Origin of the sequence: Streptosporangium sp. NPDC049046, from assembly GCF_040649155.1 — a bacterium.
Taxonomy (GTDB): Bacteria; Actinomycetota; Actinomycetes; order Streptosporangiales; family Streptosporangiaceae; genus Streptosporangium.
In genome coordinates this window covers 59,218-82,888 of the sequence record NZ_JBEZEZ010000012.1, presented here as the reverse complement: position 1 = coordinate 82,888, position 23,671 = coordinate 59,218, and the positions used below count along the sequence as shown (strand labels likewise).

Annotated in this window: 27 protein-coding genes and 1 riboswitch; of the genes, 10 read left to right on the top strand and 17 right to left on the bottom strand. The window is 70.0% G+C overall.

Annotation, left to right across the window (positions count from 1 at the left end; translation table 11 throughout):
- Nucleotides 1-148: 148 nt before the first annotated feature.
- The 3 genes from hemG to AB0B96_RS18950 all read left to right on the top strand — a co-directional run bounded on the left by hemG (nt 149) and on the right by AB0B96_RS18950 (nt 3,183).
- Nucleotides 149-1,591: a protoporphyrinogen oxidase gene (gene hemG, locus AB0B96_RS18960; RefSeq protein ID WP_362900210.1), complete on the top strand. Its 1,443-nt coding sequence runs from the start codon at nt 149-151 to the stop codon at nt 1,589-1,591.
- Between the two features lie 2 nt (nt 1,592-1,593).
- Nucleotides 1,594-2,295 (top strand): hydrogen peroxide-dependent heme synthase, encoded by a 702-nt coding sequence (hemQ, locus tag AB0B96_RS18955; RefSeq protein WP_350946701.1) that lies wholly within the window; start codon nt 1,594-1,596, stop codon nt 2,293-2,295.
- A 351-nt stretch (nt 2,296-2,646) separates the two neighbouring features.
- A complete protein-coding gene (locus AB0B96_RS18950; protein WP_362900208.1) occupies nt 2,647-3,183 on the top strand; it encodes a hypothetical protein in 537 nt (178 codons plus the stop codon).
- On the opposite strand, the gene AB0B96_RS18945 is transcribed toward AB0B96_RS18950, so the two are convergent.
- Nucleotides 3,165-3,299, bottom strand: coding sequence for a hypothetical protein (locus AB0B96_RS18945; protein WP_350946703.1), 135 nt, complete (start codon nt 3,297-3,299; stop codon nt 3,165-3,167). The two genes, AB0B96_RS18950 and AB0B96_RS18945, sit on opposite strands and share 19 nt — an antisense overlap.
- A 175-nt stretch (nt 3,300-3,474) precedes the next feature.
- Nucleotides 3,475-3,876: a peptide-methionine (R)-S-oxide reductase MsrB gene (gene msrB / locus AB0B96_RS18940; RefSeq protein WP_350946704.1), complete on the bottom strand. Its 402-nt coding sequence runs from the start codon at nt 3,874-3,876 to the stop codon at nt 3,475-3,477.
- 516 nt (nt 3,877-4,392) lie between these two features.
- Between msrB and AB0B96_RS18935 the strand changes: the two genes are divergently transcribed.
- Entirely contained in the window at nt 4,393-4,881 is a 489-nt protein-coding gene (locus tag AB0B96_RS18935; RefSeq protein WP_362900205.1) for an NUDIX domain-containing protein, read from the top strand.
- 152 nt (nt 4,882-5,033) lie between these two features.
- Nucleotides 5,034-5,486 (top strand): YbaB/EbfC family nucleoid-associated protein, encoded by a 453-nt coding sequence (locus tag AB0B96_RS18930; RefSeq protein ID WP_362900203.1) that lies wholly within the window; start codon nt 5,034-5,036, stop codon nt 5,484-5,486.
- 167 nt (nt 5,487-5,653) lie between these two features.
- Here AB0B96_RS18930 and AB0B96_RS18925 read toward each other — a convergent pair whose 3' ends face one another.
- The 4 genes from AB0B96_RS18925 to AB0B96_RS18910 all read right to left on the bottom strand — a co-directional run bounded on the left by AB0B96_RS18925 (nt 5,654) and on the right by AB0B96_RS18910 (nt 8,408).
- Nucleotides 5,654-6,463 (bottom strand): hypothetical protein, encoded by an 810-nt coding sequence (locus AB0B96_RS18925; RefSeq protein ID WP_362900201.1) that lies wholly within the window; start codon nt 6,461-6,463, stop codon nt 5,654-5,656.
- A gap of 16 nt (nt 6,464-6,479) precedes the next feature.
- Nucleotides 6,480-6,869 carry a hypothetical protein gene (locus tag AB0B96_RS18920; RefSeq protein ID WP_350946708.1) on the bottom strand — a complete coding sequence of 130 codons (390 nt, stop codon included), beginning with the start codon at nt 6,867-6,869 and terminating at the stop codon, nt 6,480-6,482.
- Nucleotides 6,870-7,120: 251 nt separating this feature from the next.
- Nucleotides 7,121-7,489, bottom strand: a complete 369-nt coding sequence (locus AB0B96_RS18915; RefSeq protein WP_362900199.1) for a hypothetical protein — start codon at nt 7,487-7,489, stop codon at nt 7,121-7,123.
- 178 nt (nt 7,490-7,667) lie between these two features.
- A complete protein-coding gene (locus tag AB0B96_RS18910) occupies nt 7,668-8,408 on the bottom strand; it encodes a pyrimidine reductase family protein (protein ID WP_362900197.1) in 741 nt (246 codons plus the stop codon).
- Nucleotides 8,409-8,553: 145 nt separating this feature from the next.
- Between AB0B96_RS18910 and AB0B96_RS18905 the strand changes: the two genes are divergently transcribed.
- Nucleotides 8,554-8,940, top strand: a complete 387-nt coding sequence (locus AB0B96_RS18905; protein ID WP_362900195.1) for a hypothetical protein — start codon at nt 8,554-8,556, stop codon at nt 8,938-8,940.
- Between the two features lie 150 nt (nt 8,941-9,090).
- On the opposite strand, the gene glgX is transcribed toward AB0B96_RS18905, so the two are convergent.
- The 4 genes from glgX to AB0B96_RS18885 form a co-directional block, all read right to left on the bottom strand.
- Nucleotides 9,091-11,211 carry a glycogen debranching protein GlgX gene (glgX, locus tag AB0B96_RS18900; protein ID WP_362900193.1) on the bottom strand — a complete coding sequence of 707 codons (2,121 nt, stop codon included), beginning with the start codon at nt 11,209-11,211 and terminating at the stop codon, nt 9,091-9,093.
- A gap of 339 nt (nt 11,212-11,550) precedes the next feature.
- Nucleotides 11,551-11,979 carry an OsmC family protein gene (locus tag AB0B96_RS18895; protein ID WP_329083919.1) on the bottom strand — a complete coding sequence of 143 codons (429 nt, stop codon included), beginning with the start codon at nt 11,977-11,979 and terminating at the stop codon, nt 11,551-11,553.
- 104 nt (nt 11,980-12,083) lie between these two features.
- On the bottom strand, nt 12,084-13,703 hold the full coding sequence (locus AB0B96_RS18890; protein WP_362900191.1) for an isovaleryl-CoA dehydrogenase: 1,620 nt from the start codon (nt 13,701-13,703) through the stop codon (nt 12,084-12,086).
- Between the two features lie 281 nt (nt 13,704-13,984).
- Complete coding sequence (locus AB0B96_RS18885) at nt 13,985-15,442, bottom strand: ankyrin repeat domain-containing protein (RefSeq protein WP_350946714.1); 1,458 nt, start codon at nt 15,440-15,442, stop codon at nt 13,985-13,987.
- 164 nt (nt 15,443-15,606) lie between these two features.
- Here AB0B96_RS18885 and AB0B96_RS18880 point away from each other — a divergent pair, with 164 nt between their 5' ends.
- A complete protein-coding gene (locus AB0B96_RS18880; protein ID WP_362900189.1) occupies nt 15,607-16,347 on the top strand; it encodes a DUF1707 domain-containing protein in 741 nt (246 codons plus the stop codon).
- Nucleotides 16,348-16,384: 37 nt separating this feature from the next.
- Here AB0B96_RS18880 and AB0B96_RS18875 read toward each other — a convergent pair whose 3' ends face one another.
- The 7 genes from AB0B96_RS18875 to AB0B96_RS18845 all read right to left on the bottom strand — a co-directional run bounded on the left by AB0B96_RS18875 (nt 16,385) and on the right by AB0B96_RS18845 (nt 20,442).
- Nucleotides 16,385-17,146, bottom strand: a complete 762-nt coding sequence (locus AB0B96_RS18875; RefSeq protein WP_362900187.1) for a sirohydrochlorin chelatase — start codon at nt 17,144-17,146, stop codon at nt 16,385-16,387.
- Complete coding sequence (locus AB0B96_RS18870) at nt 17,143-17,871, bottom strand: phosphoadenylyl-sulfate reductase (RefSeq protein ID WP_350946719.1); 729 nt, start codon at nt 17,869-17,871, stop codon at nt 17,143-17,145. Before AB0B96_RS18870 ends, AB0B96_RS18875 begins: the two co-directional genes overlap by 4 nt.
- A complete protein-coding gene (locus tag AB0B96_RS18865) occupies nt 17,868-18,044 on the bottom strand; it encodes a hypothetical protein (protein ID WP_362900185.1) in 177 nt (58 codons plus the stop codon). Before AB0B96_RS18865 ends, AB0B96_RS18870 begins: the two co-directional genes overlap by 4 nt.
- Nucleotides 18,041-18,184 carry a hypothetical protein gene (locus AB0B96_RS18860; protein WP_012893136.1) on the bottom strand — a complete coding sequence of 48 codons (144 nt, stop codon included), beginning with the start codon at nt 18,182-18,184 and terminating at the stop codon, nt 18,041-18,043. Before AB0B96_RS18860 ends, AB0B96_RS18865 begins: the two co-directional genes overlap by 4 nt.
- Nucleotides 18,185-18,233: 49 nt before the next feature.
- Nucleotides 18,234-19,916: a nitrite/sulfite reductase gene (locus tag AB0B96_RS18855; protein ID WP_362900183.1), complete on the bottom strand. Its 1,683-nt coding sequence runs from the start codon at nt 19,914-19,916 to the stop codon at nt 18,234-18,236.
- A gap of 148 nt (nt 19,917-20,064) precedes the next feature.
- A complete protein-coding gene (locus AB0B96_RS18850; RefSeq protein ID WP_350917820.1) occupies nt 20,065-20,148 on the bottom strand; it encodes a putative leader peptide in 84 nt (27 codons plus the stop codon).
- A 168-nt stretch (nt 20,149-20,316) separates the two neighbouring features.
- Complete coding sequence (locus AB0B96_RS18845; protein WP_350946723.1) at nt 20,317-20,442, bottom strand: hypothetical protein; 126 nt, start codon at nt 20,440-20,442, stop codon at nt 20,317-20,319.
- A gap of 190 nt (nt 20,443-20,632) precedes the next feature.
- Here AB0B96_RS18845 and AB0B96_RS18840 point away from each other — a divergent pair, with 190 nt between their 5' ends.
- The 3 genes from AB0B96_RS18840 to glyA all read left to right on the top strand — a co-directional run bounded on the left by AB0B96_RS18840 (nt 20,633) and on the right by glyA (nt 23,516).
- A complete protein-coding gene (locus AB0B96_RS18840; protein ID WP_350946724.1) occupies nt 20,633-21,031 on the top strand; it encodes a YccF domain-containing protein in 399 nt (132 codons plus the stop codon).
- Between the two features lie 93 nt (nt 21,032-21,124).
- The gene (locus tag AB0B96_RS18835; protein ID WP_350946725.1) at nt 21,125-22,135 is read left to right on the top strand and encodes a YihY/virulence factor BrkB family protein; all 1,011 of its coding nucleotides are present in this window, start codon (nt 21,125-21,127) and stop codon (nt 22,133-22,135) included.
- Between the two features lie 13 nt (nt 22,136-22,148).
- Nucleotides 22,149-22,227, top strand: a riboswitch (ZMP/ZTP riboswitch).
- A gap of 32 nt (nt 22,228-22,259) precedes the next feature.
- Entirely contained in the window at nt 22,260-23,516 is a 1,257-nt protein-coding gene (glyA, locus tag AB0B96_RS18830) for a serine hydroxymethyltransferase (protein WP_350946726.1), read from the top strand.
- Nucleotides 23,517-23,671: the final 155 nt, after the last annotated feature.

Here is a 23,671-nt window from a genome sequence, read left to right as displayed (position 1 = left end):
CATGAACCTCCTGACGCCCGGCGCGGTGAGGCGGTTCGACGCGGGCAGTCACGATGGCGTCACGTTCTTCACGCCGCCGGGTCACGGAGGTACCGGGGGCGTGAGCGGGATACGCGGGCGCGGGGAGGGGGCGATACGGTCGGGAGTCATGGAAGGCAAGCGGAGGCATGTGGTGGTCGTCGGCGGCGGGATCGCCGGGCTGGCCGCCGCGTGGCACCTGCGAGGGCGCGGCGAGCACCTCAGGGTGACCGTTCTCGACGGCGCCTCGCGGATCGGCGGCAAGCTGCACGCCACCGAGGTGGCGGGAGTCATGATGGACGCGGGTGCCGAGGCGATGCTCGCCCGGCGGCCCGAGGGCAAGGAGCTGGCCAGGCTGGCCGGGCTGGGCGACGAGCTGATGTCTCCCGGCACCGTCAAGGCGGGCATCCTGACCAGGGGGTCGCTGCGGCCCATGCCGGAGGGACACGTCATGGGCGTTCCCTCCGACGTCCTCGCGCTGGCCAGGTCGGGCGTGCTGAGCCCGGCGGGCCTGGCCCGGGTGCCCCTGGACCACATCCTTCCGGCCACGCGCGTCACCACCGACGTGTCGGTGGCGGCCTACATCCGGGCCAGGATGGGCGAGGAGGTGGTCGACCGGCTCGTCGAACCGTTGCTCGGCGGCGTCTACGCGGGCAGGGCCGAGCGGCTGTCGCTGGACGCGACCATGCCGAGGATCGCGATCGCGGCCAGGTCGGAGCGGTCGCTGCTCGCCGCGACCAGGGAGATCGTCGCCGACACCCCCAAGGACGCCGGCCCCGTCTTCACCACCCTGAGGCGAGGGATGGGCAGCCTGCCCGAGGTCGTCGCCGCCGCCTCGGGGGCCGAGATCAGGACCGGCGTCACGGTCAGGGAGCTGCGTCGGACCGAGGACGGCTGGCTGCTGGTCACTGGACCCGTCCCCGCTCCGGAGACCGTCGAGGCCGACGCGGTGATCATCGCCGTTCCCGCCCCCGCGGCGAGCCGTCTGCTCGCCGGGGAGGTGCCCCGGGCCGCCGCGGAGCTGGCCAGGATCGAGTACGCCAGCATGGCCATCGTCACCCTCGCCTACCCGCGCGAGGCGTTCCCCGCCCCGCCGACCGGCAGCGGCTACCTGGTCCCGGCCGTCGACGGGCGGCCGATCAAGGCCGCCACGTTCAGCTCGGTCAAGTGGCCGCACCTGGCCGAGAACGATCCCGGCCTGGTCCTGCTGCGCTGCTCGATCGGCAGGATCGGCGAGGAGGGCGTGCTGCAGCGCGACGACGCGGAGCTGGTCGCATTGGCGATCGCCGAGATGGTCGAGGTGATGGGCGTGCGCGGGCTGCCCCGCGACTCGCGGGTGACCCGGTGGGGAGGGTCTCTGCCGCAGTACGAGGTGGGCCACCTCGACCGGGTGGCCCGCATCCGGTCGGCCGCGGCCGACCAGCCCGGCCTGGCCCTGTGCGGTGCCGCCTACGACGGTCTCGGCATTCCTGCCTGCGTCGCCACTGCCCGTACCGCGGCGGCCCGGATTCTCGACCACCTCGATCCCGCGAGAGAATGGCGGGACAGTACCGATTCGTTGACAAAGGGGTGACGATGACGGACGCCAACCCGCGCCCCAAGGCGCGCGACCTGAACCAGGTGATCCGCTACACGATGTGGTCGGTCTTCAGGATGAAGGAGCGCTGTCCGGGCCACCGGGAGGGCATGGCCGCCGAGGTCGAGGAGCTTATGGCCCAGATGGGCCGCAAGGACGTGGTCACCCGCGGTCTGTACGACGTGTCGGGTTTCCGCGCCGACGCCGACTTCATGTTCTGGTGGCACGCCCCGACGGCGGAGGACCTGCAGGAGACCTACTCGCGCTTCCGCCGCACCGGCCTGGGACAGCTGGCCGAGCCGGTCTGGTCGGCCATGGCGCTGCACCGACCGGCCGAGTTCAACAAGTCACACATCCCGGCCTTCCTGGCCGAGGAGGAGCCGCGGGCGTACGTGAGCGTCTACCCGTTCGTGCGTTCCCTGGAGTGGTATCTCCTGGACGACGCCGACCGCCGCCGGATGCTCGCCGAGCACGGCAGGATGGCCCGCGACTACCCCGACGTGCGGGCCAACACCGTCGCCTGCTTCTCGCTGAACGACTACGAGTGGATGCTGGCCTTCGAGGCCGACGAGTTGCACCGCATCGTCGACCTGATGCGCGTCCTGCGAGGCGCCGAGGCCCGGCGGCACACCCGCGAGGAGACGCCCTTCTACACGGGGGTCCGCAAGCCGCCGAGCGAGCTGATCGCGGCGCTGCCGTAGCCTCCGCGCGTTCCTTCGCCGCGGGGCTTCGGCCCGGCGGCGAAGGGGAGGCGCGGCCGGGCACACTCCGTGAACCTCTCGAAACCCGTGAGGTTCGGGAGTTTCGTGAGGTGAGGGAAGTGTCTCCTGTGACGGACCGGCGGAAAATAATCCGCTGAAGGTCTCTTTACCGTCCCTTGGCTTTGTCATACTCGGGGAAAATCACCCGTCTATGTGAGGCCGAAGGTGAAAAGGGGCGAAGATCTGGCACGATCCAGGCGACGTGCTCGGGGGCGCCGGAGAAAGAAGTCTCGCTCACCCGTTCTCGAGGTCTCGGTGGCCGTCACCGCCTTCGCCGTGGGGGCCCTTGCGGTGAGCGGGTGGTTTTCCGGTGATCAGGCCTCGGCGGGCGGGATGACCCCGGCGCCGGTGCCGAGCGCCGTTCCCCGCGCCGCCGCACCGCCGCAGTCCCCCGTGTCGGGCGCGGTGGTGGCCGCCGAGGTGGACGGGAAGGGGGCGAAGAGCGAGGAGGAGGCCGCGAAACGGTCCAAGGCCGAGAAGAAGCGCCAGAAAGACAGGGAGACCGAGGCCTCGGGGCCGTCCAAGCACACCGACAAGAAGGCGGTGGCCTACTTCGAGAGCCGTAAGGCGACCAAGCGGGTCAAGGACATCCGCATGGTCGGCGGCTATCTGCGGATATACACGGACCTGCCGGAGAGCGCGAGCAACTCGAAGCAGGCGATCAAGCTCTGTGAGGCGGGGGTCGACTATCTCGTCGGAGAGCTCGGCGTGCCCAGCCCCGTGGTCTTCGTCCAGGCCGAGTTCGGGGAGAACGGCAACCCGGTCCTGGCCAACGTCCTCGGCCCCGACGACCCCGACTGCCGCCTCACCTATCCGAGTCCGCGATAGTCGACGCGGCGCGCCACCGGGGCCACCCGGACCCGGGTTTTGCCGCAGATCGAGCAGCGCTGGGTGACCACCCGGCCGATGGTCTCGATGATCTCCCATTTGTGGCGGAGATGCACGAGGACTCCTTAGACGATCACACTAAGCGAAACCGTGAATACCGTGGGTCGTCTGGCTCTGCCCCTCCTGGCGGCTCGTTAACCTTCCGGGCGGAGCGACATGACTGTCCGAACGCGTTGAAGGCCCCACCGGAGGTGCGCTCCGACGAGGCCTTCACGGGTGTGAGCCGGTAGCTTACTCGACGGGCTCCAGCCTCAGCGAGACGGAGTTGATGCAGTATCGGTCGTCGGTGGGGGTGCCGTAACCCTCGCCGTGGAACACGTGGCCCAGATGCGAGTCGCAGGTCGCGCACCTGACCTCGACGCGGGTCATGCCCATCGAGCGGTCCTCGATCAGGGTCACCGCCTCGGACTTCGACGGCTCGTAGAAGCTCGGCCAGCCGCAGTGGCTGTCGAATTTGGTATCGGACCTGAACAGTTCGGCGCCGCAGGCGCGGCAGCTGTAGACACCCACCGTCTTGGTGTCGACGTACTCCCCGGTGAAGGCGCGCTCGGTCCCCGCCTGGCGGAGCACGCGGAACTCCTCGGGAGAGAGCTGGACGCGCCACTCGGCGTCGCTCTTTACCACCTTGTCCATTCCACCAGCCTATGCGGTATCCGGGGTGGGCGGAGGGAGGAGATCCGGGGACGGGGGCGATCGGAGGGGGGTGTCCGGGAGGCCGCCAGCGTGTTGTGCGCGCCCGGAAAAATCTTGAAGGGCGAAGCATCCTTTTATGGCCGTTTTGGCGTCTTTAGGTATGTGGAGGGTGTTTCACCTTCCCGCTGAGGGGGGAGATCATCTGCCGGCCGTTCCACGCTCTGCGGATCGGCCATGATGCCACCGTCCGGGCGGCGCGCCAGCGTCCGGACGTCGGTGGGTACGACAGATGATCATGCTGGTCCGTCCCGTCGAGTGCCCGGTCCCGCCGCCGTGGCGGCTCCGGGGCGGACCACCCGTTTCGTCCGTCGTTCCCGGCCCGCCGCCTTCGGGTGCGCTTCCGAGGGGGACCCGGTGACTCCCGGTCTCGCGGTGTGCTCCGGGTGCCGGTTGACCTACGGTTGTCCCTGACCGGCGGGTGACCGCCCGCGCCTCCCCTGCCCAGGACGGACTCCCTTGAGCGACCGCGACAACAGCACGGCACCCGTCGACCCCCGCCCGGCGGGCCGCTCCCACATCGGGGTCAGCTGCAGCTTCGTCTGCCACGACGGCGAGGGCCGCGTCCTTCTTCACCTGCGCGGCCCCAAGGCGAGAGACAGCCGCGAGGTGTGGGACTCCGGGGCGGGCGAACTCGGTTTCGGCGAGGACTTCGAGGAGTGTGTGCGGCGCGAGGTGGGGGAGGAGTTCGGCGCCACCGCCCTGGAACTGGTCCAGGTGGGGGTGGCCAACGTGAGGCGGACCTCGCCAGGCGTGCCGACCCACTGGGTGTCCGTCCAGTTCGCGGTTCTGGTCGACCCGCGCGAGGTCACGCCGTCGGAGCCGGACCGCATCGGGAACCTGACCTGGTTCGGCGAGGACGAACTGCCGACCGGCCTTCACCCCGCGCTGCCGGGCCTGCTCGCCCGCGTGGCACCCCACATCGGCTGGTCGGCCGCGCGCGCCTGAACGGCGCCCCTGGAGAGCGCCGAGCCTGTTCGGGCTCGTCGTCGGGCGACTTCCTCGAGGTGGATGGTGGCTGTTTACCCGCGTTATCGCTATATGGGGCATTAGAGTGCGTATGGCATTTTTGATCTTGACTCGTTTCCTGGAGGATTCGGATGACCACGGCTGACGGCCGCTTCGGGCGGACGGGTAATCCTGAGGTGGACCAGCTGGCGGAGGGGTTCGACAAGCTCTCGGCGCGCTACGAGCGGATGCGTGAGGAGCTGACCGAGATGCGGGCCCACGGCGAGGCGGCCGACGGGCTGGTGAAGGTGGAGGTCGCTCCCGGCGGGGCACTGCTGGGCGTCGACATCAATCCCAGGGCGATGAGACTGGGCTCGGAGGCGCTGGGAGAGGCGATCATGGAGGCCGTGGGGGAGGCCTCGAAGCTGGCGGCCGCCCGGATGGACGAGGTGCTGGCGCCCCTGCTCGGCGGCATGACGGGGTTCAGTGAGGCGCTGCAGGGACGGATGCCCACCCTGGACCCGGAAGGGGGCCTCTCCACGGACCCACGGGTCGCCGAGGCGCTGCGGAACCTGCGGGAGATGCGCGACAAGTACCAGGTCTGAGGCGGCTCCCGCACCGGGACCACGGTGACGCTGACGTGCACGCGACGCGCGACGAGGGCTCCGGCGCCGGGTCGCGTCCGTGTCGGCGCGCGCGCCGGGTACGAGATCCGACGCGGTCGCACACGACGCGGGGCGGGGACACGTCATGCCCCGCCCCGCGTGCGCGATCAGGTGTAGGACCAGCCTTCCCCCGGCGATCTGGTCGCGCTCTTGCGCACGATGTCGTCGAAGTCCGTCCTGCCGTCCGTGCCGTCACTGTCGAGGTTGGCCTGCGGCAGGGGGAACTGGTTGTCCGCGCCCATCAGTGCCGTCAGGTTGCCCAGGCTGAAGATGACGGCCGCCGTCGCGCCGACGACCGCGTTGACCGTCGTGCCCATCAGCAGGAGCCCGGACGACTCCTGAGTGGCCTTGGCTATCGCCACCAGCGTGGCGCCCTGCGCGGCGACCGGCGGCACGGCCGAGGCCATCATCTGCTTGCCGATCAGCTCGACGATCTCCGAGGCGATGATGATGCCCAGGAGGCTGTCGACGATCGTTCCGGCGTTGTTGACGATCTTGTGGATCTCCGACTGGGCGCCCTGCACCGCGGTGGCCATCTGCGACGCGGCCGTCTCCAGTTGCTGGACCTCCTGGAAGACGATCGCCATGAACCTGTCGAAGGCCTTGCGGTCCTCGCCCTCGGGCCAGGCGGCCTGAACCGCCTTGACCTCGTTGTCCCACTCCCTCGTCCGCAGGTGCAGGAGTTTCAGGTTGACCGTACGCCAGTCGTTGAACGCCTCGGTGATCGCCTGGTCGTCCCCCGGCTGGGCGAGCAGCCATACGCCCGCCGCGCCCGCCGCGGGCTTGGCCAGGGTCCCGGCCAGCTGGATCTTCGCCAGGGTGGCGGCCCACGCGGGGCCGTAGGTGCCCAGGAGCTTCATACCGCCGATGGTGGCGACCCCGGCCACGGCACCGGTGAAAGCCTCTTCGCCCGCCATGGAGCCTCCTTCCCGTTCAGTCGGTGGGCCCCAGGGCCTTGCCCTTCGTCGCCCTTTCGAGGTCGGCCACGTCCAGCGCGATCTTGCCCTGGAGGTCGGCCGTCTTCAGCGTGTCCTGTGCGCGAATGGCGGTCGCCAGTTCGGCCTCCCGGTAGTGGTGCACCACGCTGAGCAGTCCCGCGTTGATGCCGTCGAGGCATTTGACGAAGTCGGCGGCCTGCTTGGCCTGGTACTCACGGGACGGTGTGTAGTTGTTGGCCACCGTGACCGCGCCGATGGCGCCCCACTGGTAGGCGCTGAGCCGTGTGTTCTCGGCCAGGGTGCTGACCTGCTCCGCGATCGGCCGGAAGACCCTGATCAGGTTCTGGGTGGCGGCCTTGAGGGCCTCTGTGTTGACGTCGACCACTGTGCGTCGGCCTCCTGGATGTCACGCGTGCCGCACCCCCGTGGCGCGACTCCTGGTTTCCTGTCTATGAACGAGGAGTAAATCAGGAGAATCAACAACATCACAGGTATCTCCCGATCTTTGTGACAAAGATCGAAAAGCCCGGCGCGGTCGAGCGGGCTCGACACGCCGGGCGCGGGAAAGCGGCGGGAGCGCGGCCGGAAGCGGGAGCGCGGCCGGAAGCGGGAGCGCGGCCGGAACGGGGGCGAGGGTCAGCCTCGGCGTCGCCGGGCGGCGGCGAACGTCACGTTCACGCCGATGATCCCGACCCACATGAGCGCCAGGATGAACATGAGGACTGATTCGCTCAGGCCGGTGTAGGACACCGCGACCGTCCCCGGCACCCCGAGCCCGAGGGAGATGATCGCCAGGGCGAGCCGCTGTCCGGCGTCCAGGGACGGGCGGACCCCGGGGCTCTCCCTGCGCGCCTGGGCGAGCCGGTCGTCCACCCGTTTGTCGATCTCCTGGTCCATCTTCTCCAGGAAGCCCTCGACGAGGGAGTCTTCGTATTCCGGCCCCAGATGCCTGCGGGCCTCGAGCGAGGCGCGCAGGTCGTCGTCGGAGGAAGGGGTTCGTGGCATATTCGAGATATATCGTTTCTGTGCGGGGAAGTCCAGGCGAATGCCGGTCCGGCCTCGCGGAATCCTCGGCGAGGTCACGGGACCCCTTGAGTCCTCGGTGCCCCCAGCGTCCTCGGCGTCCTCGGCGTCCTCTGTATCCTCGACATCCCTGAGCCCTCGGCGCGGTGGGGATCGGGTCTCAGACGGTCTCGGTCTCCTCGTCACGTCGCCGGACGTAGCGGGTGAAGAGGAACCCCTCGTCCTCCAGGACGTGGGCGAGGCGCAGGCGAGCGAGCGAGGACGGGCCGTCGAGGACCCTGGCGGCGTCTCCGCCGATCAGTATCGGGCTCACCGTGAGACAGAGTTCGTCGACCAGGTCCGCGGCGGCGAACTGGGCGTTCACCTTCGGGCCGCCTTCGCACAGCATCCGGCCCAGGCCGCGTTCGGCGAGTTCCCTCACCGCCAGCGCCGGATCCACCCGCTCGCCTCCGGCCACGATCACGTCGGCGTTCCTGGCGGCCTCCTCGCGGCGTTCCCTGGGGGCCGCCTCACAGGTGACGACGATCGTTCGCGCCTCGGGGGCCGCGTCGGTGAACAGCGGGCCCGACAGGTCGAGATCGAGCCCGCGGGTGATCACCGCCACCGGCGGGACGGCGGGGCGTCCCTCGCGCAGCCCGCGCCACGACGGCCTGGCCCGTACCGGGCCGTACCCCTCGGCCCGTACGGTCGCCGCCCCGGCCACGACGACGTCGGCCAGCCCGCGCAGCACCCAGAAGACCTGGCGGTCGCCCCTGCCGGACAGTTCGCCGGACAAACCCTTCAGCCAGGTCCCGCCGTCGGCGCTGGCGACCATGTTGATCCTGAGGCACGGGTCGTCCGGATAGGCGTAGACCCGCGCGAGATCGACCTCGGCGGAGGTCTCGGGATGGATGAGGCGCATGGCCCTACCTTCGCACGGAGGCGAGCTGTGAACTTTCCCGGAATGGTCGATAACGGTTGGGGTGGCTTGTAGTGACTTCGGATGACTCCCGATACATGATTCATCCTTGAAGAGACGGGAGGGTCGTGTGGGGCTTGTCACGATCGTGACATGGTTGATCACCGCGATGGCCGGGATCTACCTGCTGTACCTGTGGCTCTCCGGGGGAGGGCTACGTCAGCAGGCGACCAAGGTGACTCGCTTTCCGACGTTATTGATCTTCGCTCATCCGGTCCTGGCGATCTCCGCCCTGGCCTGCTGGGTCGTCCACGTGGTCACCTTGGACCCGCTCTTCGCCTGGCTGTCGTTCGGCGTGCTCTCGGCCTCCGCGCTGCTGGGCTTCACCATGTTCACCCGCTGGCTGGGCGCCGGCCGCCACGCCCGCGGCGCCGAGCAGCGCTTCCCCATGGTCGCCGTCCTGCTGCACGGCGCCGTGGGAGTGGTGACGTTCGTGCTCGTCCTGCTCACCGCCGCGGTCGCGTCCGGTGCCTGAGAGTCCGGTGCCTGAGAGTCCGGTGCCTGAGAGTCCGGTGCCTGAGAGTCCGGCGCTTGAGGGTTCAGGGGGTTGAGAGTCCGATGTCGGGGGCGTCCGGCGTCTGAGAGCCGTCTCTCCTGTTCGTCGCCCGAGGGGCGTACGGGATCCCTACAGGCGCGCGCAGCGCAGGATCCGCACCGAGCGCCCGGTCACCTCCACCGAGGCCTCGGCCGGCCAGGACCCCTCGGAGAAGGGGAACGTCTCAGGACCGTCGTCCGCGGTGTCCAGCACGTGCTGCCATCGCTTGCCGTACTTCGCCTCGGGGAGGCTGAAGGCCATGTTCTCGTGGTGGGCGTTGATCAGGAGCAGGAACGAGTCGTCCACGATCCGCTCGCCTCGCGTGCCCGGTTCGGTGATGGCGTCGCCGTTCAGAAAGACGGTGAGCGACTTGGCGTAACCGGTGTGCCAGTCACCGGCCGACATCTCCACCCCGGCCGGAGTGAGCCAGACGATGTCGCGGGTCCCGTCGTCGGCCTTGTGGCCATGGAAGAAACGCCGCCGCTGGAAGACGGGATGCTCTCGCCGCAGTTTGGACAGGCTCCTGACGAAGTCGAGGAGGTCTCCCTCGCTTCCGGCCAGCGACCAGTCGATCCAGGAGACCTCGTTGTCCTGGCAGTAGGCGTTGTTGTTGCCGTGCTGGGTCCTGCCGAACTCGTCGCCGGCCGGCAGCATCGGCACGCCCTGGGAGACGAACAGGGTGACCAGGAAGTTACGGCGCTGGCGCCGGCGCAGGTTCACGATCTCCGGGTCCTCCACCGGGCCCTCGGCCCCGCAGTTCCACGACCGGTTGTCGTCGGTGCCGTCGCGGTTGTTCTCCAGGTTGGCCTCGTTGTGCTTGTGGTCGTAGGAGACCAGGTCGGTCAGGGTGAACCCGTCGTGGCAGGTGACGAAGTTGATGGAGGCCACCGGGCGGCGCCCCGAGATGGCGTAGAGGTCGGCGGACCCGGTCAGCCGGGAGGCGAACTCGGGCAGCGCGGACCCGCTCCCGCGCCAGAAGTCGCGCACGCTGTCGCGGTACTTGCCGTTCCACTCCATCCACAGCGGCGGGAAGTTGCCCACCTGGTAACCGCCCGGCCCCACGTCCCACGGTTCGGCGATCAGCTTCACCTGGGAGATCACCGGATCCTGCTGGATCAGGTCGAAGAAGGCGCTCAGCCGGTCGACGTCGTGCAGTTCGCGGGCGAGGGCGGAGGCCAGGTCGAACCGGAAGCCGTCCACGTGCATCTCCAGCACCCAGTAGCGCAGCGAGTCCATGATCAGCTGGAGGGCGTGCGGAGAGCGGACGTTGAGGGAGTTCCCACAGCCGGTGTAGTCGAGGTAGTAGCGCCGGTCGCCGTCGTGCAGGCGGTAGTACGACCGGTTGTCGATGCCGCGGAAGCCCAGCGTGGGACCCATGTGATCACCCTCGGCGGTGTGGTTGTAGACCACGTCGAGGATGACCTCGATGCCCGCCTCGTGCAGCGCCCGCACCATCGCCTTGAACTCCAGCACCTGCTCACCGCGCTGGCCCGAGCCGGAGTAGGCGGCGTGCGGGGCCAGGTAGGCGATCGTGTTGTAACCCCAGTAGTTGGTCAGCCCTCTGGCGACCATCGCGTGCTCGGGGACGTACTGGTGCACCGGCATCAGCTCCACCGCGGTGACGCCCAGGCTCAGCAGATGGTCGATGACCGCCGGGTGGGCCAGTCCCGCGTAGGTGCCGCGCTGCTCCTCGGGCACCGCGGGGTGGCGCATCGTGAGCCCGCGCACGTGCGCCTCGTAGATCACGGTCTGGTGGTACGGGGTCCGGGGCGACCTGTCGTTGCCCCACTCGAAGAACGGGTTGATCACCACGTTCTTCGGCATGAAGGGGGCGGTGTCCTCGTCGTTGCGGTTTCCCGGATCGGTGAACTGGTACGAGAACATCGCCTCGTTCCACTTCACGTCGCCCTCGACGGCCTTGGCGTAGGGATCGAGGAGCAGTTTGGAAGGGTTGCACCGGTGCCCCTGGTCGGGGTTGTAGGGGCCGTGGACCCGGTAGCCGTACCGTTGCCCCGGCATGATCCCCGGGACGTAGCCGTGCCAGACGAATCCGTCGACCTCGGTCAGCTCGACGCGCTCCTCGCGGTCGTCGTCTCCGAAAAGGCAGAGCTCGACACGCTCCGCTACCTCGGAGAACAGTGAGAAGTTGGCACCCACGCCATCCCAGGTGGCGCCGAGCGGATAAGACTCTCCCGGCCAGACTGCGCGCATGTGACCCTATTCTCCTCTGGTAAGGCTCCCCTGTGCAGGGTGTTCTCGCCTCTGTCACTTTAGGGTGGTATCGAGGAGTTTCGTATCCGGGGTTTGGCGTGCTTTCCGTACCTACCGTTTCCGTGCATGCGCTGTGACCACGCGTGTCCGGCGAGGACACGCGTGGCCGCGAAGATGTCGTGCTCGGCCCGCCGCCGACCACCCAGGGTGACCGGTTCGAGGCGGTTGCCCGCTGAAGGAGACCCGGCCGGGTGAGTGCCCGGCCGGAGCGGTTCGGTCCCCGGTCAGCCCGATCGCGCGCCTACGGCCCCGATCGGCGGCGTGCGCGTACGGCCGTGATCAGCTCAGCAGTTCGGCGTTGAGACTGATCGTCGTGCCCGAGAGGGCCTTGCTCACCGGGCAGTTGGCCTTGGCCGTCTCGGCCGCCTCCTGGAACTGCTCGGCCGTGAGGCCGGGAACCTGGGCGCGGACCGAGATGACGATCCCGGTGATGCCCTCACCCGGCTGGAAGGTCACGTCGGCCTTCGTCTCCACGGTCTGGGGCGGGGTGCCCGCCTGGGCCAGCCCGTGGGAGAGGGCCATCGAGAAGCACGAGGAGTGGGCGGCCGCGATGAGCTCCTCGGGAGAGGTCTTGCCATTGGCCTGCTCGGCGCGCGAGGGCCAGGACACGTCGAACGTGCCCACCCCGGAGGAGTCGAGGGAGACGCTGCCGGAACCGTCGAGCAGCGCGCCCTTCCACTGGGTCGTCGCGGTACGTGTCGTCGCCATGGCGATTATCCTTTCGATCATGAACCGTTGGCCATGACCGACCCTACTCGGCGCCGGTGCCCGGCTGTGTCCGGGGCGCCCCGGACACAGCCGGGCACCGGAGGTCAGAAGGAGGCGCGGTCGAGGAGGACGTCCAGATCCAGACCGGCGGGCAGGGTGCCGAAAGCGCGGCCGGTGTCCCCGGCCAGGCGGGAGACGCAGAAGGCGTCGGCGACGGCCGCGGGGGCGAGCCGCACGAGCAGGGAGCCCTGCAGCACCAGCGCCATGTCCTCGGCGACGCGCCGGGCGCGGACCTCGAAGTCGCCTGTGTCGTCCAGAGACTTGCGCAGGCGGTCGGCGGCGGCGTCCAGGTGCCGGTCGGCGCCGGCGGCGAGCGCGACCTCGGCGAAGAACACCTCCCGCGCCTCGGGCTCGCGGCCCAGGGCGCGCAGCACGTCGAGCGCCGCGACGTTCCCCGATCCCTCCCAGATGCCGTTCAGCGGCGATTCACGAAACAGCCTGGGCATCTGTGACTCCTCGACGTAGCCGTTTCCTCCCAGGCACTCCAGCGCCTCCGCCGCGTGCGCCGGAGCGCGCTTGCAGATCCAGTACTTGCTCACGGCCAGCGCGGTGCGGCGCAGCGCGGCCTCGGCCTGGTCGCCGGCGATGGCCCGGTCGGTGGCTCCGGCCAGCCGCGTCATCAGGACGGTCGCCGCCTCCGACTCCAGGGCGAGCTCGGCCAGGACGTTGCGCATCAGCGGCTGGTCGGCGAGCTTCCTGCCGAACGCCCCGCGGTGCCGGGTGTGGTGGACGGCCTGCGTGACGCCGTACCGCATGCCGGCCGCCGAGCCGATCACGCAGTCCAGCCGGGTCATGTTGACCATCTCCAGGATGGTCCGCACCCCCCGTCCCTCCTCGCCCACCAGATGGGCCGTCGCGCCGTGGTACTCCACCTCGGCGCTGGCGTTGGACCTGTTGCCCAGCTTGTCCTTCAACCGCATCAGGTGGACGGCGTTGCGGGTGCCGTCGGGAAGGACGCGGGGGAGCAGGAAGCACGACAGTCCGCCGGGGGCCTGGGCGAGGACGAGGAACACGTCGCACATCGGGGCGGAGTTGAACCACTTGTGCCCGGTCAGGGCGTAGCTCCCGTCGCCCAGCGGTTCGGCGCGGGTGGTGCCCGCGCGAACGTCGGAGCCGCCCTGCTTCTCGGTCATCGCCATTCCCGCGAGCACACCGCGCTTGCCGAGCGGCGGACGCAGCCCGAAGTCGTAGCTCCGCGAGGCCAGCAGGGGCTCCCAGTCGGCGGCGAGCGCCGGGCTGTGCCGCAGCGCGGCGATCGAGGCGTAGGTCATCGAGATCGGGCAGCCGTGTCCGGCCTCGACCTGGCTCCAGACGTAGAACTTGGCGGCGCGGGCCACGTGCGCGCCCGGCCTGGCGCTCGCCCACGGGGTGGCGTGCATGCCGTTGTCGACGGCGACGGTCATCAGCTCGTGCCAGGCGGGATGGAACTCCACCTCGTCGATCCGCCTCCCGTAGCGGTCGTGGGTGCGTAGGACGGGCGGGTGCTCGTTCGCGAGCCTTCCCCACTCCTGGGCCTGTTCCGAACCGGCGAGAAGACCGAGCCGGCGCAGTTCCCCGGTGGCCCATCCCGCCCCCTCGCGTTCCACGCCGTCCATCAGGGCGGCGTCGGCGGACACGTCGTGTCCGGTGAGCGGGTGAGCCTGGTTGAAGACGTCATGGGTCACGTGCGGCCTCCGGTAACTCATTCGGCTCGTCGCCGGGTTCTGCGCCTATCTCAACATCCTGCCGGGGGAAAGTTGCCCTTTATTGGGCGCTATATCCGATTTACGTCCGCTGTTGGACACCGGCTTCCGGAAGTTCACCCCGCCGTACGCGTACGGCGCGGACCGCGCGGATACGCGTACGGACCACTGTCGGCCACGCGGGAGGATCCGCGCTCGTCCCGACGACGCCGGGACGAGGCGAGAGCGGGCGCGGACCGCCGGGTGAGGCCCCCGCCCGCGCGTCAGGGATTCTTGACCAGGTCGCGGACGTAGTCGTCGTCCTCGTCGCTCTCCGCGAGCACGCGCTCCGCGCCCCGCTGGGCTCGCGCGTCCCCCCGGGTGGCGAGGCCGCGCGTGGCCTCGGCGACCGTGTTCAGGTCCTCGTCATCGAGCCTGGCGGCGAGCGCGTCGCGGATCCGCTCGCTGTCCTTGGGGTCCTCCGTCAGGCCCGCCAGGCCCATGGTGGCCCAGTCGCGCACCTCGGCGTCGGGGTCCTCGGTCATGGAGATGAGCAGCGCGAGCCCTTCGGCGTGACCCGGGGGCAGGACGGCGGCGAGCGCGGCGGGATCGGCCTGGGTGCGGGTCCAGCCGTCGGCGGTGACGATCTCCAGCACCTCGGGCAGGGCGCGCGGGTCGGCGTGGTGACCGAGCGCGCCGAGCACCGAGCGCAGCACCCGCTCGTCGCCCTCGGTGGCCGCCATCCGTCGCAGGATCGGCAGCGACTCCTCCAGGAACGGCTTCTCGTTCTCGGTGAAGCCGAGCTGGGCGAGCACGTCGACGGCGAACTCCCGCTTGCGCGGATCCTCGTTCGAGCACAGCCGCGCCGCCGCGTCGAAGGTCTCACCGTCGTCGCGCCTGCTCAGCGAGCTCGCCACGGTCCACCAGGTCTCGGCCTCCTCGTCGATGTCCCGGTAGGGCATCGCCCGCTCGACCAGCTCGTCGAACGGCAGCCGCTCGCCCGTGGCGTCCTCCAGCAGGGTGGCGACGGCCGCGTGCCCGCGCTGGCAGGTGAGTTCGGCGACGCGGGTCCCGTCGGGTCCCACCGCCGCGACGGTCACCAGGTCGGTGCCGTCCTTCGCCCTGCTGCGGCCCACGACGAACTGTGAGCCCTCGGGGGCCTGCTCGGTGAGTTGCTCGAGAAGCGCGCTCTCCAGCTGGGTGCCCAGCCAGTCGTAGGCGATGGACAGCGGCGTGTCGCCGTCGCCGTCGGGCCGGTCGGCCTCGGCGCCGGCCTGCAGCAGCGTCTGTACGACGCCCAGGGCGCCGCGCCGGGTGGCCAGGGTGAGCGGGGTGTCGCCGCCCTCGTTGGCGTCCTCGGGGTTCGCTCCCGCGGCGAGCAGCGCGCCGACCGCGTCCGCCCGCCCGTTGGCGGCCGCCCAGAGCAGAGCGGTCCATCCGCCGGCCTCCCGCCCGGACACGTCGGCACCGGCGGCGAGCAGCGCCCGCAGGACCTCGACATGGTCCCAGGAGGAGGCCACGCACAGGGGCAGTCCCTCGTCCTCGCCGCCACTGATCCGGTTGGGGTCGGCTCCGTGGGCCAGCAGCGCGCGCACGATGTCCACGCGGCCCTGGTTCGATGCCAGGTAAAGGGCGGTGGGCTCTTCCGTGCCGTCGGGGTCGGCGCTCGTGCCGTTCCGCAGCAGCCGCTCGGCCCGCTCGGCGTCGTTGGCCGCCACCGCGTCCAGGAGTTCTCGGTACATGCCTCCGGATCATATGGCGTGCCTCCCCGGCGCGGCCGTACGCCGGTCCCGCGGCCCTGGTGGGGAGGCGTCATCCGATCTGATTAGCGAGTTTCCTCCCTCGGGGGGATCCGCACGCCGTAGCAACTCGCGATATGTTGTGAGTTATGAATAATCCCGGGGAAATGCGGGTCTCGGACGCGGAGCGGGAAGCCGCCGTCGAGTGGTTGCGGGTCGCCTCCGTCGAGGGCCGTCTCACCCTCGGGGAGCTGACCGAGCGTACCGAGGCGGCCTACACCGCCGTCACCCAGGCCGAGCTGGCGGTGATCACCTCCGACCTGCCCGGCGGTCGCCCGGTGCCCGCACCCGCCTATCCTCAGCCCTCGTCGGGGGAGGGCGGCTCGGTGCGGCGCTGGTTCGTGGCGGTGATGAGCAGCTCCAAGCGGCGCGGCACCTGGCGGATCGACAAGCCACTCGGCGCCGTCGCCGTGATGGGCGACGTGCTGCTCGACCTGCGCCAGGCGGAGGTGCGCACGGGGGTGGTCGACATCATGGCCACCGCGATCATGGGTGACGTGAAGATCATTGTCCCGGACGGGGTGGACGTCGAGATCGACGGCATCGCCATCATGGGGGACAAGAAGGTCCAGGTCATCGAGGCACCCCCGGGCACGAACGCGCCGCTCGTCCGGGTCGCGGCCTACGCCCTCATGGGAAGCGTCAAGGTGGTCGGGGACTCCAAGGCCAAGCCACTCAAGAAGGCGATGGCGGCCTGGCGCAAGCAGTGGGAGGAGATGCGCGCCGAACTCACCGGCGAGTACGGCCACCACAGAGCAGGGCCCGGCCCCCACCAGATCCACCCCTCCAACGAGGAGCGTCCGAGGCCCCCCTGGCCCCCGGCGCCACCCCGGCTTCCCGACCTCTGAGGGCGGCCCAGGGGGAGGCGAGTCGTCTCCCAGGGGCTCAGGCGGTGGCGAGGGCCGGGTGTCGGTGGGTGGCGAGTTCGTAGCGTTCGAGCAGCACCGCGGCGACCTCGGGGGCGGCGCCCAGCACGTCGGCGACGGCGTCGGCGCCCGCCGCCAGGGTCTCGCGGCGGATCCTGTCGGCGAAGTGGCCGGGGGCGAGCAGGTAGGGGGCGACCACGATCCGCGAGGCGCCCGAGCGCCGCAGGCGCAGCACGGCCTCCTCGGGGGTGGGACCGGCGGCCGAGGCGTAGGCCGCGGTCACCGACCGCCAGCCGCGCAGCCTCGCCCAGTCTCCGGCGATCCCGGCGACCGTCGCGTTGGCCCGCCGGTCGCTGGAACCGGCCGAGACCAGCACCACGGCGGTGCCGGGCTCCCCGGGCTCCACACCGGCCTCGGCCAGGCGCCGCTCCAGCGCGGCGACGAGCAGCGGGTGCGGGCCGAGCGTGGCGCCCGCGTGCACGCGCAGCAGGGGCCTGCGCGCCGTCGCCTCGGCCAGCGCGCCGGGGATGTCGACCCGGCTGTGGTAGGCCTCGGTGAGCAGCAGCGGCAGCACCGCCGCCTCGGTGAGCCCCGACAGCGCCATGGGAAGCGTCGGGGAGGCGTGGTCGAGGTAGGCGGTGCGCACGAGGAGCTCGGGCCGCGCGTCCCGTACCAGGTCGAGCAGGGCCTCCACCGTCGCGGCAGCGCGCGGGTCACGGGACCCGTGCGCCACCGCGACCAGCGGTGTCCCGAGAGCGGCGCCGGTGGCACGCCAGGTCATACGTGGAGCCCGCACTCGGTCTTGCCCATGCCCGCCCAGCGACCGCTGCGCGGGTCCTCTCCCGGGGCGACCTGGCGGGTGCAGGGGGCGCAGCCGATCGAGGGGTAGTCGTCGTAGTGCAGCGGGTTGATCAGCACCCCGTTGTCGGCCATGTAGTTGTCGACGTCGTCCTGTGTCCACCGGGCGATCGGGTTGATCTTGACCATCTGACGCTTGGCGTCCCACTCGACGACCTTGACGCCGGCGCGGGTGACGGCCTCGTCGCGGCGGATGCCGGAGACCCAGGCGAGATACGGCTCCAGGGCGCGATTCAGCGGCTCGACCTTGCGCAGGTAGCAGCACAGGTCGGGGTTGCGCCCGAACAGGCGCGGACCCAGGTCGCGCTCCTGCTCCGCCACCGTACGGGACGGCTTCACGTCGATCACGTTCACGTCGTAGACCTGCCGGACGGCGTCACGGGTGCCGATCGTCTCGGCGAAGTGGTATCCGGTGTCGATGAACAGCACGTCCACGCCGGGCTTGACCCGGCTGACCAGGTCGATCAGCAGGGCGTCGCTCATGGAGGCGGTCAGGCAGAGCCGGTCGCCGAAGGTCGCCGCCGCCCAGCGGATGATCTCAAGGGCCGAGGCGTCCTCAAGGAACCGCGCGGCCGACTCGACGATCTCCTGCAGGTCGAGGGTCCCGCGCTGCTGACGTAACCCGACTTCGATGTCCACCAGTGTCATCGCTCGCTCATCCAATCCTCGTTCGCCGCGCGGGCAGGTCGTGCCTCGCGGGCCGTCGCGCTCGTCGTCGTGCCGGAACTCACCGTGCGGGCCGTGCCGGTCGCGGTGACCTCTCCGGTCGGAGAGGTCGGCGCGGCCGGCACGTTCGCCGCGTCGGATTCGCCGTGCGTCACGAGCGCACCCCGATTCCGAGAAACTTCAGCTTGAAGGCGCGCACGCACGACCGGCAGTACCAGCCGCCGTCGCCCTCGTAGGGCTCCAGGTCTTCCTCACCGCAGTACGGGCAGTGGAAGGGAACGGCTCGCTCGCTCATCCGCTCCTCCTCGTCCCGCCCGTTACCGAAAGGACGGCGTGTCGGCCGTTCACTTCAGGTCCGCGTCGTCGGCGCGCTGCACCCAGTCGGAGAAGGTCTCGTTCTCGTCCTTCTGCTTCTCGAAGTTGCGGAGCACGCGCTCCACGTAGTCGGGAAGCTCCTCGGAGGTGGCCTTCAGGCCGCGGACCTTGCGGCCGAAGCCGGGGTTGACGCCCAGCGAGCCGCCCAGGTGGATCTGGAAGCCCTCGACCTGCTCACCCTTGTCGTTCACGACGAGCTGGCCCTTGAGGCCGATGTCGGCGACCTGGATGCGGGCGCAGGAGTTGGGGCAGCCGTTGACGTTGATGGTGAGCGGGCTCTTGAAGTCGGGCAGCCGCTGCTCCAGCTCGTCGATCAGGCTGGCCGCGGTGACCTTGGTCTCGACGATGGCGAGCTTGCAGAACTCGATCCCGGTGCACGCCATGGTCTGGCGGCGGAAGGTGGAGGGGTTGACCTGCAGGTCGCCCGCCTCCAGCTCGGCGACGAGGCTGTCGACCCTGTCGGGCGCCACGTCGAGGATGACCATCTTCTGCTCGACCGTCGTGTGCACCCGGTCGGAACCGTGCCGCTCGGCGATGTCGGCGATGAGGTTCAGCTTGTCGCCGTCGAGGCGGCCGACCTTCGGGGCGAAGCCGACGTAGAAGTTGCCGTCCTTCTGCGGGAAGACGCCCACGTGGTCCCGGCGGCCGCCGCGCGGCTGCTCGGGCGCGGGGCCGTCGGGCAGGACGTATCCCAGGTATTCCTTCTCCAGGACGTCGCGGAACTTCTCCGGGCCCCAGTCGTTGATCAGGAACTTGATCCTGGCCCGGTGGCGCAGGCGGCGGTAGCCGTAGTCGCGGAAGATGCCGATCACGCCACCGTAGGCGGGGGCGACCTGGTCCGGGGCGAGGAAGACGCCCAGCCGCTTGCCCAGCATCGGGTTGGTGGACAGGCCGCCGCCCACCCACAGGTCGAAGCCGCGCTCGCCGTTCTCGTTCACCACACCCACGAACGCCACGTCGTTGATCTCGTGCACGGTGCAGTGCGCCGGGCACCCGCTCACCGCGGACTTGAACTTGCGCGGCAGGTTGGAGTAGGCGGGGTCGCCGATGTAGGTGTCGTGGATCTCCTGGATCTGCGCGGAACCGTCGATGACCTCGTCGGTGTCGATCCCGGCCAGCGGGCAGCCCAGGATGACGCGCGGGGTGTCGCCACAGGCCTCCGTGGTGGACAGGCCCACCGACTCCAGACGCTCCCAGATGTCGGGAACGGCCTCGATCTCGATCCAGTGCAGCTGGATGTTCTGCCGGTCGGTGACGTCGGCGGTGCCCCTGCCGTAGAGGTTGGAGATGTCGGCGATGACGCGCAGCTGGGCCAGGTTGAGCCGGCCGCCGTCGATCCTGACCCGGAGCATGAAGTAGCGGTCGTCGAGCTCCTCCGGCTCCAGGATCGCGGTCTTGCCGCCGTCGATCCCGGGCTTGCGCTGGGTGTAGAGCCCGAACCAGCGCATCCGGCCGCGCAGGTCGGAGGGGTCGATGGAGTCGAAGCCGCGCTTGGAGTAGACGTCGATGATCCGCTGACGGACGTTGAGCCCGTCGTCGTTCTTCTTGTTCTCCTCGTTCTTGTTCAGCGGCTCGCGGTAACCGAGAGCCCACTGACCTTCGCCGCGCGGGCGCTTGTGATGTCGGTTCGCCGACCGGGCTGGGGTCGTCATGCGCGCGTCCTTTTTGTGGCTCGATGGAATGATTTCCGGACGCGCACAGGCGGCACCTCCCGCCTCATCGTCGAGTGCGGGGGTCGATTACTCAGAGGAGGACGCCTGTTACGCGGCCGAGCTGGGTGAAATCAGCAGGGGGCGACTGTTAACGGACGTCACAACAGATGGCGCTGCGGACACGCAGGAGGTCGACGTGGCGTCGCACGACGAGCAAGGGGTCCGCTGGCATGTCTACGACGATACCTTGGGCGCGGTGGATGTCCAATGTGGGGTCCACCATCTGGACGCGGACGTGGTATCGGGAGTCGCGCGGGGAGCGGGGGCAGCCGCCCGTCTAGACCTTGCCACCCGCCGGGCGGCAGGGTCTCGACGGGCGTGGCGGGGCCGGGGGTTCGGATCAGCCCTGGCGGGGCCAGTCGAGTGCCGACTCCCGAGGCTCGTGGACAGGCTGGTGCTGGCAGTCGCACCACGAGCCTCCCCGGCACTCGTCGTGCCGCCGCTCCTTGCAGTCCTCGCAGATCATGGCTCCATTCTCCGCCCTTTCCGGCCGGGGCATCACTCGGCTCCCCCCGGACCTGAGCCGCGATCGACAGGGACTTCACCGGAGCGTCGCGGCGAAACGGGCGCCCCATTCGGGTCGGGGTCCGGACCAGGGGCGTTCCAGGGAGACGCCGGATGGGGCAGGCGCCCTTTCACCTGACATGCTCGTAAATATGCGGACACTGTTGAACGTCATTTGGTTGGTCTTCGCGGGGATCTGGCTGGCGATCGGCTACGTACTCGCGGGAATCGTGTGCTGTGTCCTGATCATCACGATCCCGTTCGGCATCGCGTCGTTCCGGATCGCCGCCTACGCGCTGTGGCCCTTCGGCAGGACCGTGGTGCGCGACCCCGACGCGGGCGCGCTGTCGACCATCGGCAACGTGATCTGGTTCGTCGTGGCCGGCGTCTGGCTCGCGATCGGGCACCTGCTGACCTCGATCCCGCTCTTCCTGTCGATCATCGGCATCCCGATGGGCCTGGCCAACCTGAAGCTGATCCCGGTCTCCCTGCTGCCGCTGGGCGCGCGCATCGTCGACGTCGACGACGCCGAGGCGTTCTACCGCAGGTAGGTTTCGCCGCGGACACCGAGGGCAGGCGGGCGAGATTCGATCGTTGCCCGCCTGACTCGTGATCAAGAGCGGCTAGGAATACCGTTGTGTGGCATGACGTCCACTGATGCCCCGGCCCATCGGCCCGGGCCCGAGCGGCGCCCCCCGCGCGGGCCCGGGGTGCGGTTGCGCGCCGGCGTCGCGTGGCTCCGCAGGGACGTCTGGGGCAGGCTGCGGGCGCTGCTCTCGTGGATCCGCGGCACCGACGTGTGGACCCTGATCGTCGCGACCACGAACGCGGGCGTCACCTACCGCGTCACCGGCCTGGCGGGTGAGGCGGCCTTCTTCGCGCTGCTGTCACTCCCGCCGTTCATGCTCGGCCTGATCGGCATGCTCGGCCAGCTGACCCGGGTGTTCGGCCCCGAGACGGTCAAGAACGTCAGCGACTGGATCGACGAGCAGGCCCACCTGCTGTTCACCGACAACGCCGTGGACACCGTCGTCACCCCCCTCATCGAGGACGTGCTGAAACCCGAGAACCAGGTCTCGCTGATCTCCCTGGGCTTCCTGCTCGCGCTCTGGTCGGGTTCGCGGGCGCTGTTCGTCTACGTCGACCTGATCTCGGTCGCCTACGGCCTCGGCGAGGAGCGCGGCATCATCCGCACCCGCCTGATGTCCTTCGGGTTCTACCTGGCGGGTCTGCTGATCGGCCTCGTGGTGATGCCGGTGCTCGTCCTCGGCCCGGCCGCGCTGCGCGGGGCCCTACCGGCCGACTACACCGTGCTGGTCGACATCCTCTACTGGCCGGTGGTGGTCATCGGCTCGGTGATCTTCCTCACCCTGCTCTACCACGTGAGCGTGCCCGTACGCACGCGCTGGTGGCGCGAGCTTCCGGGAGCGATGCTCGCCCTCGTCATCTGGATCGCCTGCGCCGCCGTGCTGCGCGCGGTCCTCGCCGCCTGGTTCTCGCCCGTCTCCATCTACGGCTCGCTCGCCGCCCCCATCGCCGTGCTCTTGTGGCTCTACATCACCGCGCTGGCCGTGCTCATCGGCGCCACGCTCAACGCCGAGGTCGACCGGCTCTGGCCTGTCGAGGGCGCAGGTCGCGCCGGGCGTGCGGCTTAGTCCGCTATCGTCTAAGCCGCGACTGGCGCATAAGGTGGGAGAGACCACCGGGGAGCGAAAGGGCGAGGAGGCCGAGCGCCTGGGTCTTCGCGCGATGTCGACGACGACAGGGGAGTGAAGGCGCATGAGCGCTCTTTCCAGCGTGGATCCGCAGATCGCCGAGCTCATCAAGGCCGAGGAGCGGCGGCAGTCCGACACCGTCAAGTTGATCGCCTCGGAGAACTACGTCTCCAAGGCCGTCCTCGAGGCCACCGGCACCGTCCTGACCAACAAGTACTCCGAGGGCTACGCCGGCAAGCGTTACTACGAGGGCCAGCAGGTCATCGACCAGATCGAGACCCTCGCCATCGACAGGGCCAAGGCCCTGTTCGGCGTGAACCACGCCAATGTGCAGCCCTACTCGGGCTCGCCCGCCAACCTCGCCATCTACCTGGCCTTCCTGAAGCCGGGCGAGACCGTGATGGGCATGGGCCTGCCGTTCGGCGGCCACCTGACCCACGGCTGGTCGGTCTCGGCCACCGGCAAGTGGTTCAACCCGGTCCGCTACGGCGTGCGGCAGGACACCGGCCGCGTCGACATGGACGAGGTGCGCGAGATCGCTCTGCGCGAGCGCCCCAAGCTGATCTTCTGCGGTGGCACCGCGGTCCCGCGCACGATCGACTTCCCGGCCTTCGCCGAGATCGCCCGAGAGGTCGGGGCGGTGCTCGCCGCCGACATCGCGCACATCGCGGGCCTGGTGGCCGGTGGCGCACACCCGTCGCCCGTGGGCCACGCGGACGTCATCTCCACCACCACCCACAAGACCCTGCGCGGTCCCCGGGGCGCCATGCTCATGGCCACCTCCGACGAGCACGCCACCGCACTCAACAAGGCCGTCTTCCCCGGCCTGCAGGGCGGCCCGCACAACCACACCACCGCGGCCATCGCGGTGGCGCTCAAGGAGGCGTCGACCGACGAGTTCAGGGACTACGCCCGCCAGGTGGTCATGAACGCGCAGGCGCTGGCCGAGGAGCTCCTGGCCCGGGGCTTCGACCTGGTCTCCGGCGGCACCGACAACCACCTCATCCTCTTTGACCTCACCCCCAAGGGCATCGGCGGCAAGCCCGCCGCCCAGGCCCTCGACAAGGCCGGGCTGGAGACCAACTACAACAGCGTGCCCTTCGACACGCGCAAGCCGTTCGACCCCTCGGGCATCCGTATCGGCACCGCGGGCGTGACCAGCCGGGGCATGGGCGTCGCCGAGATGCGGCAGATCGGCGCCTGGATCGACCAGGTCGTCACCGCCCTGGCCAAGGACGAGGACGAGGCCAAGCACGTCATCACCCGGGTCCACGGAGAGGTCAGGGAGCTCACCTCCCACTTCCCCGCCCCCGGTCTGTGACCTCTTCCCCGGAGGGCGGGCCGCGATCGGGGTGATTCTCCACCCCGATCGCGGCCCCGCCCTCCGGGGGATCTCCACCGGTTCGCGGCGCACCGGGCGACGTCCGGGCCGGGTGGAGTCCTCCGGGCTCGGCCCGGGGGATCCCGGGGCGCCCC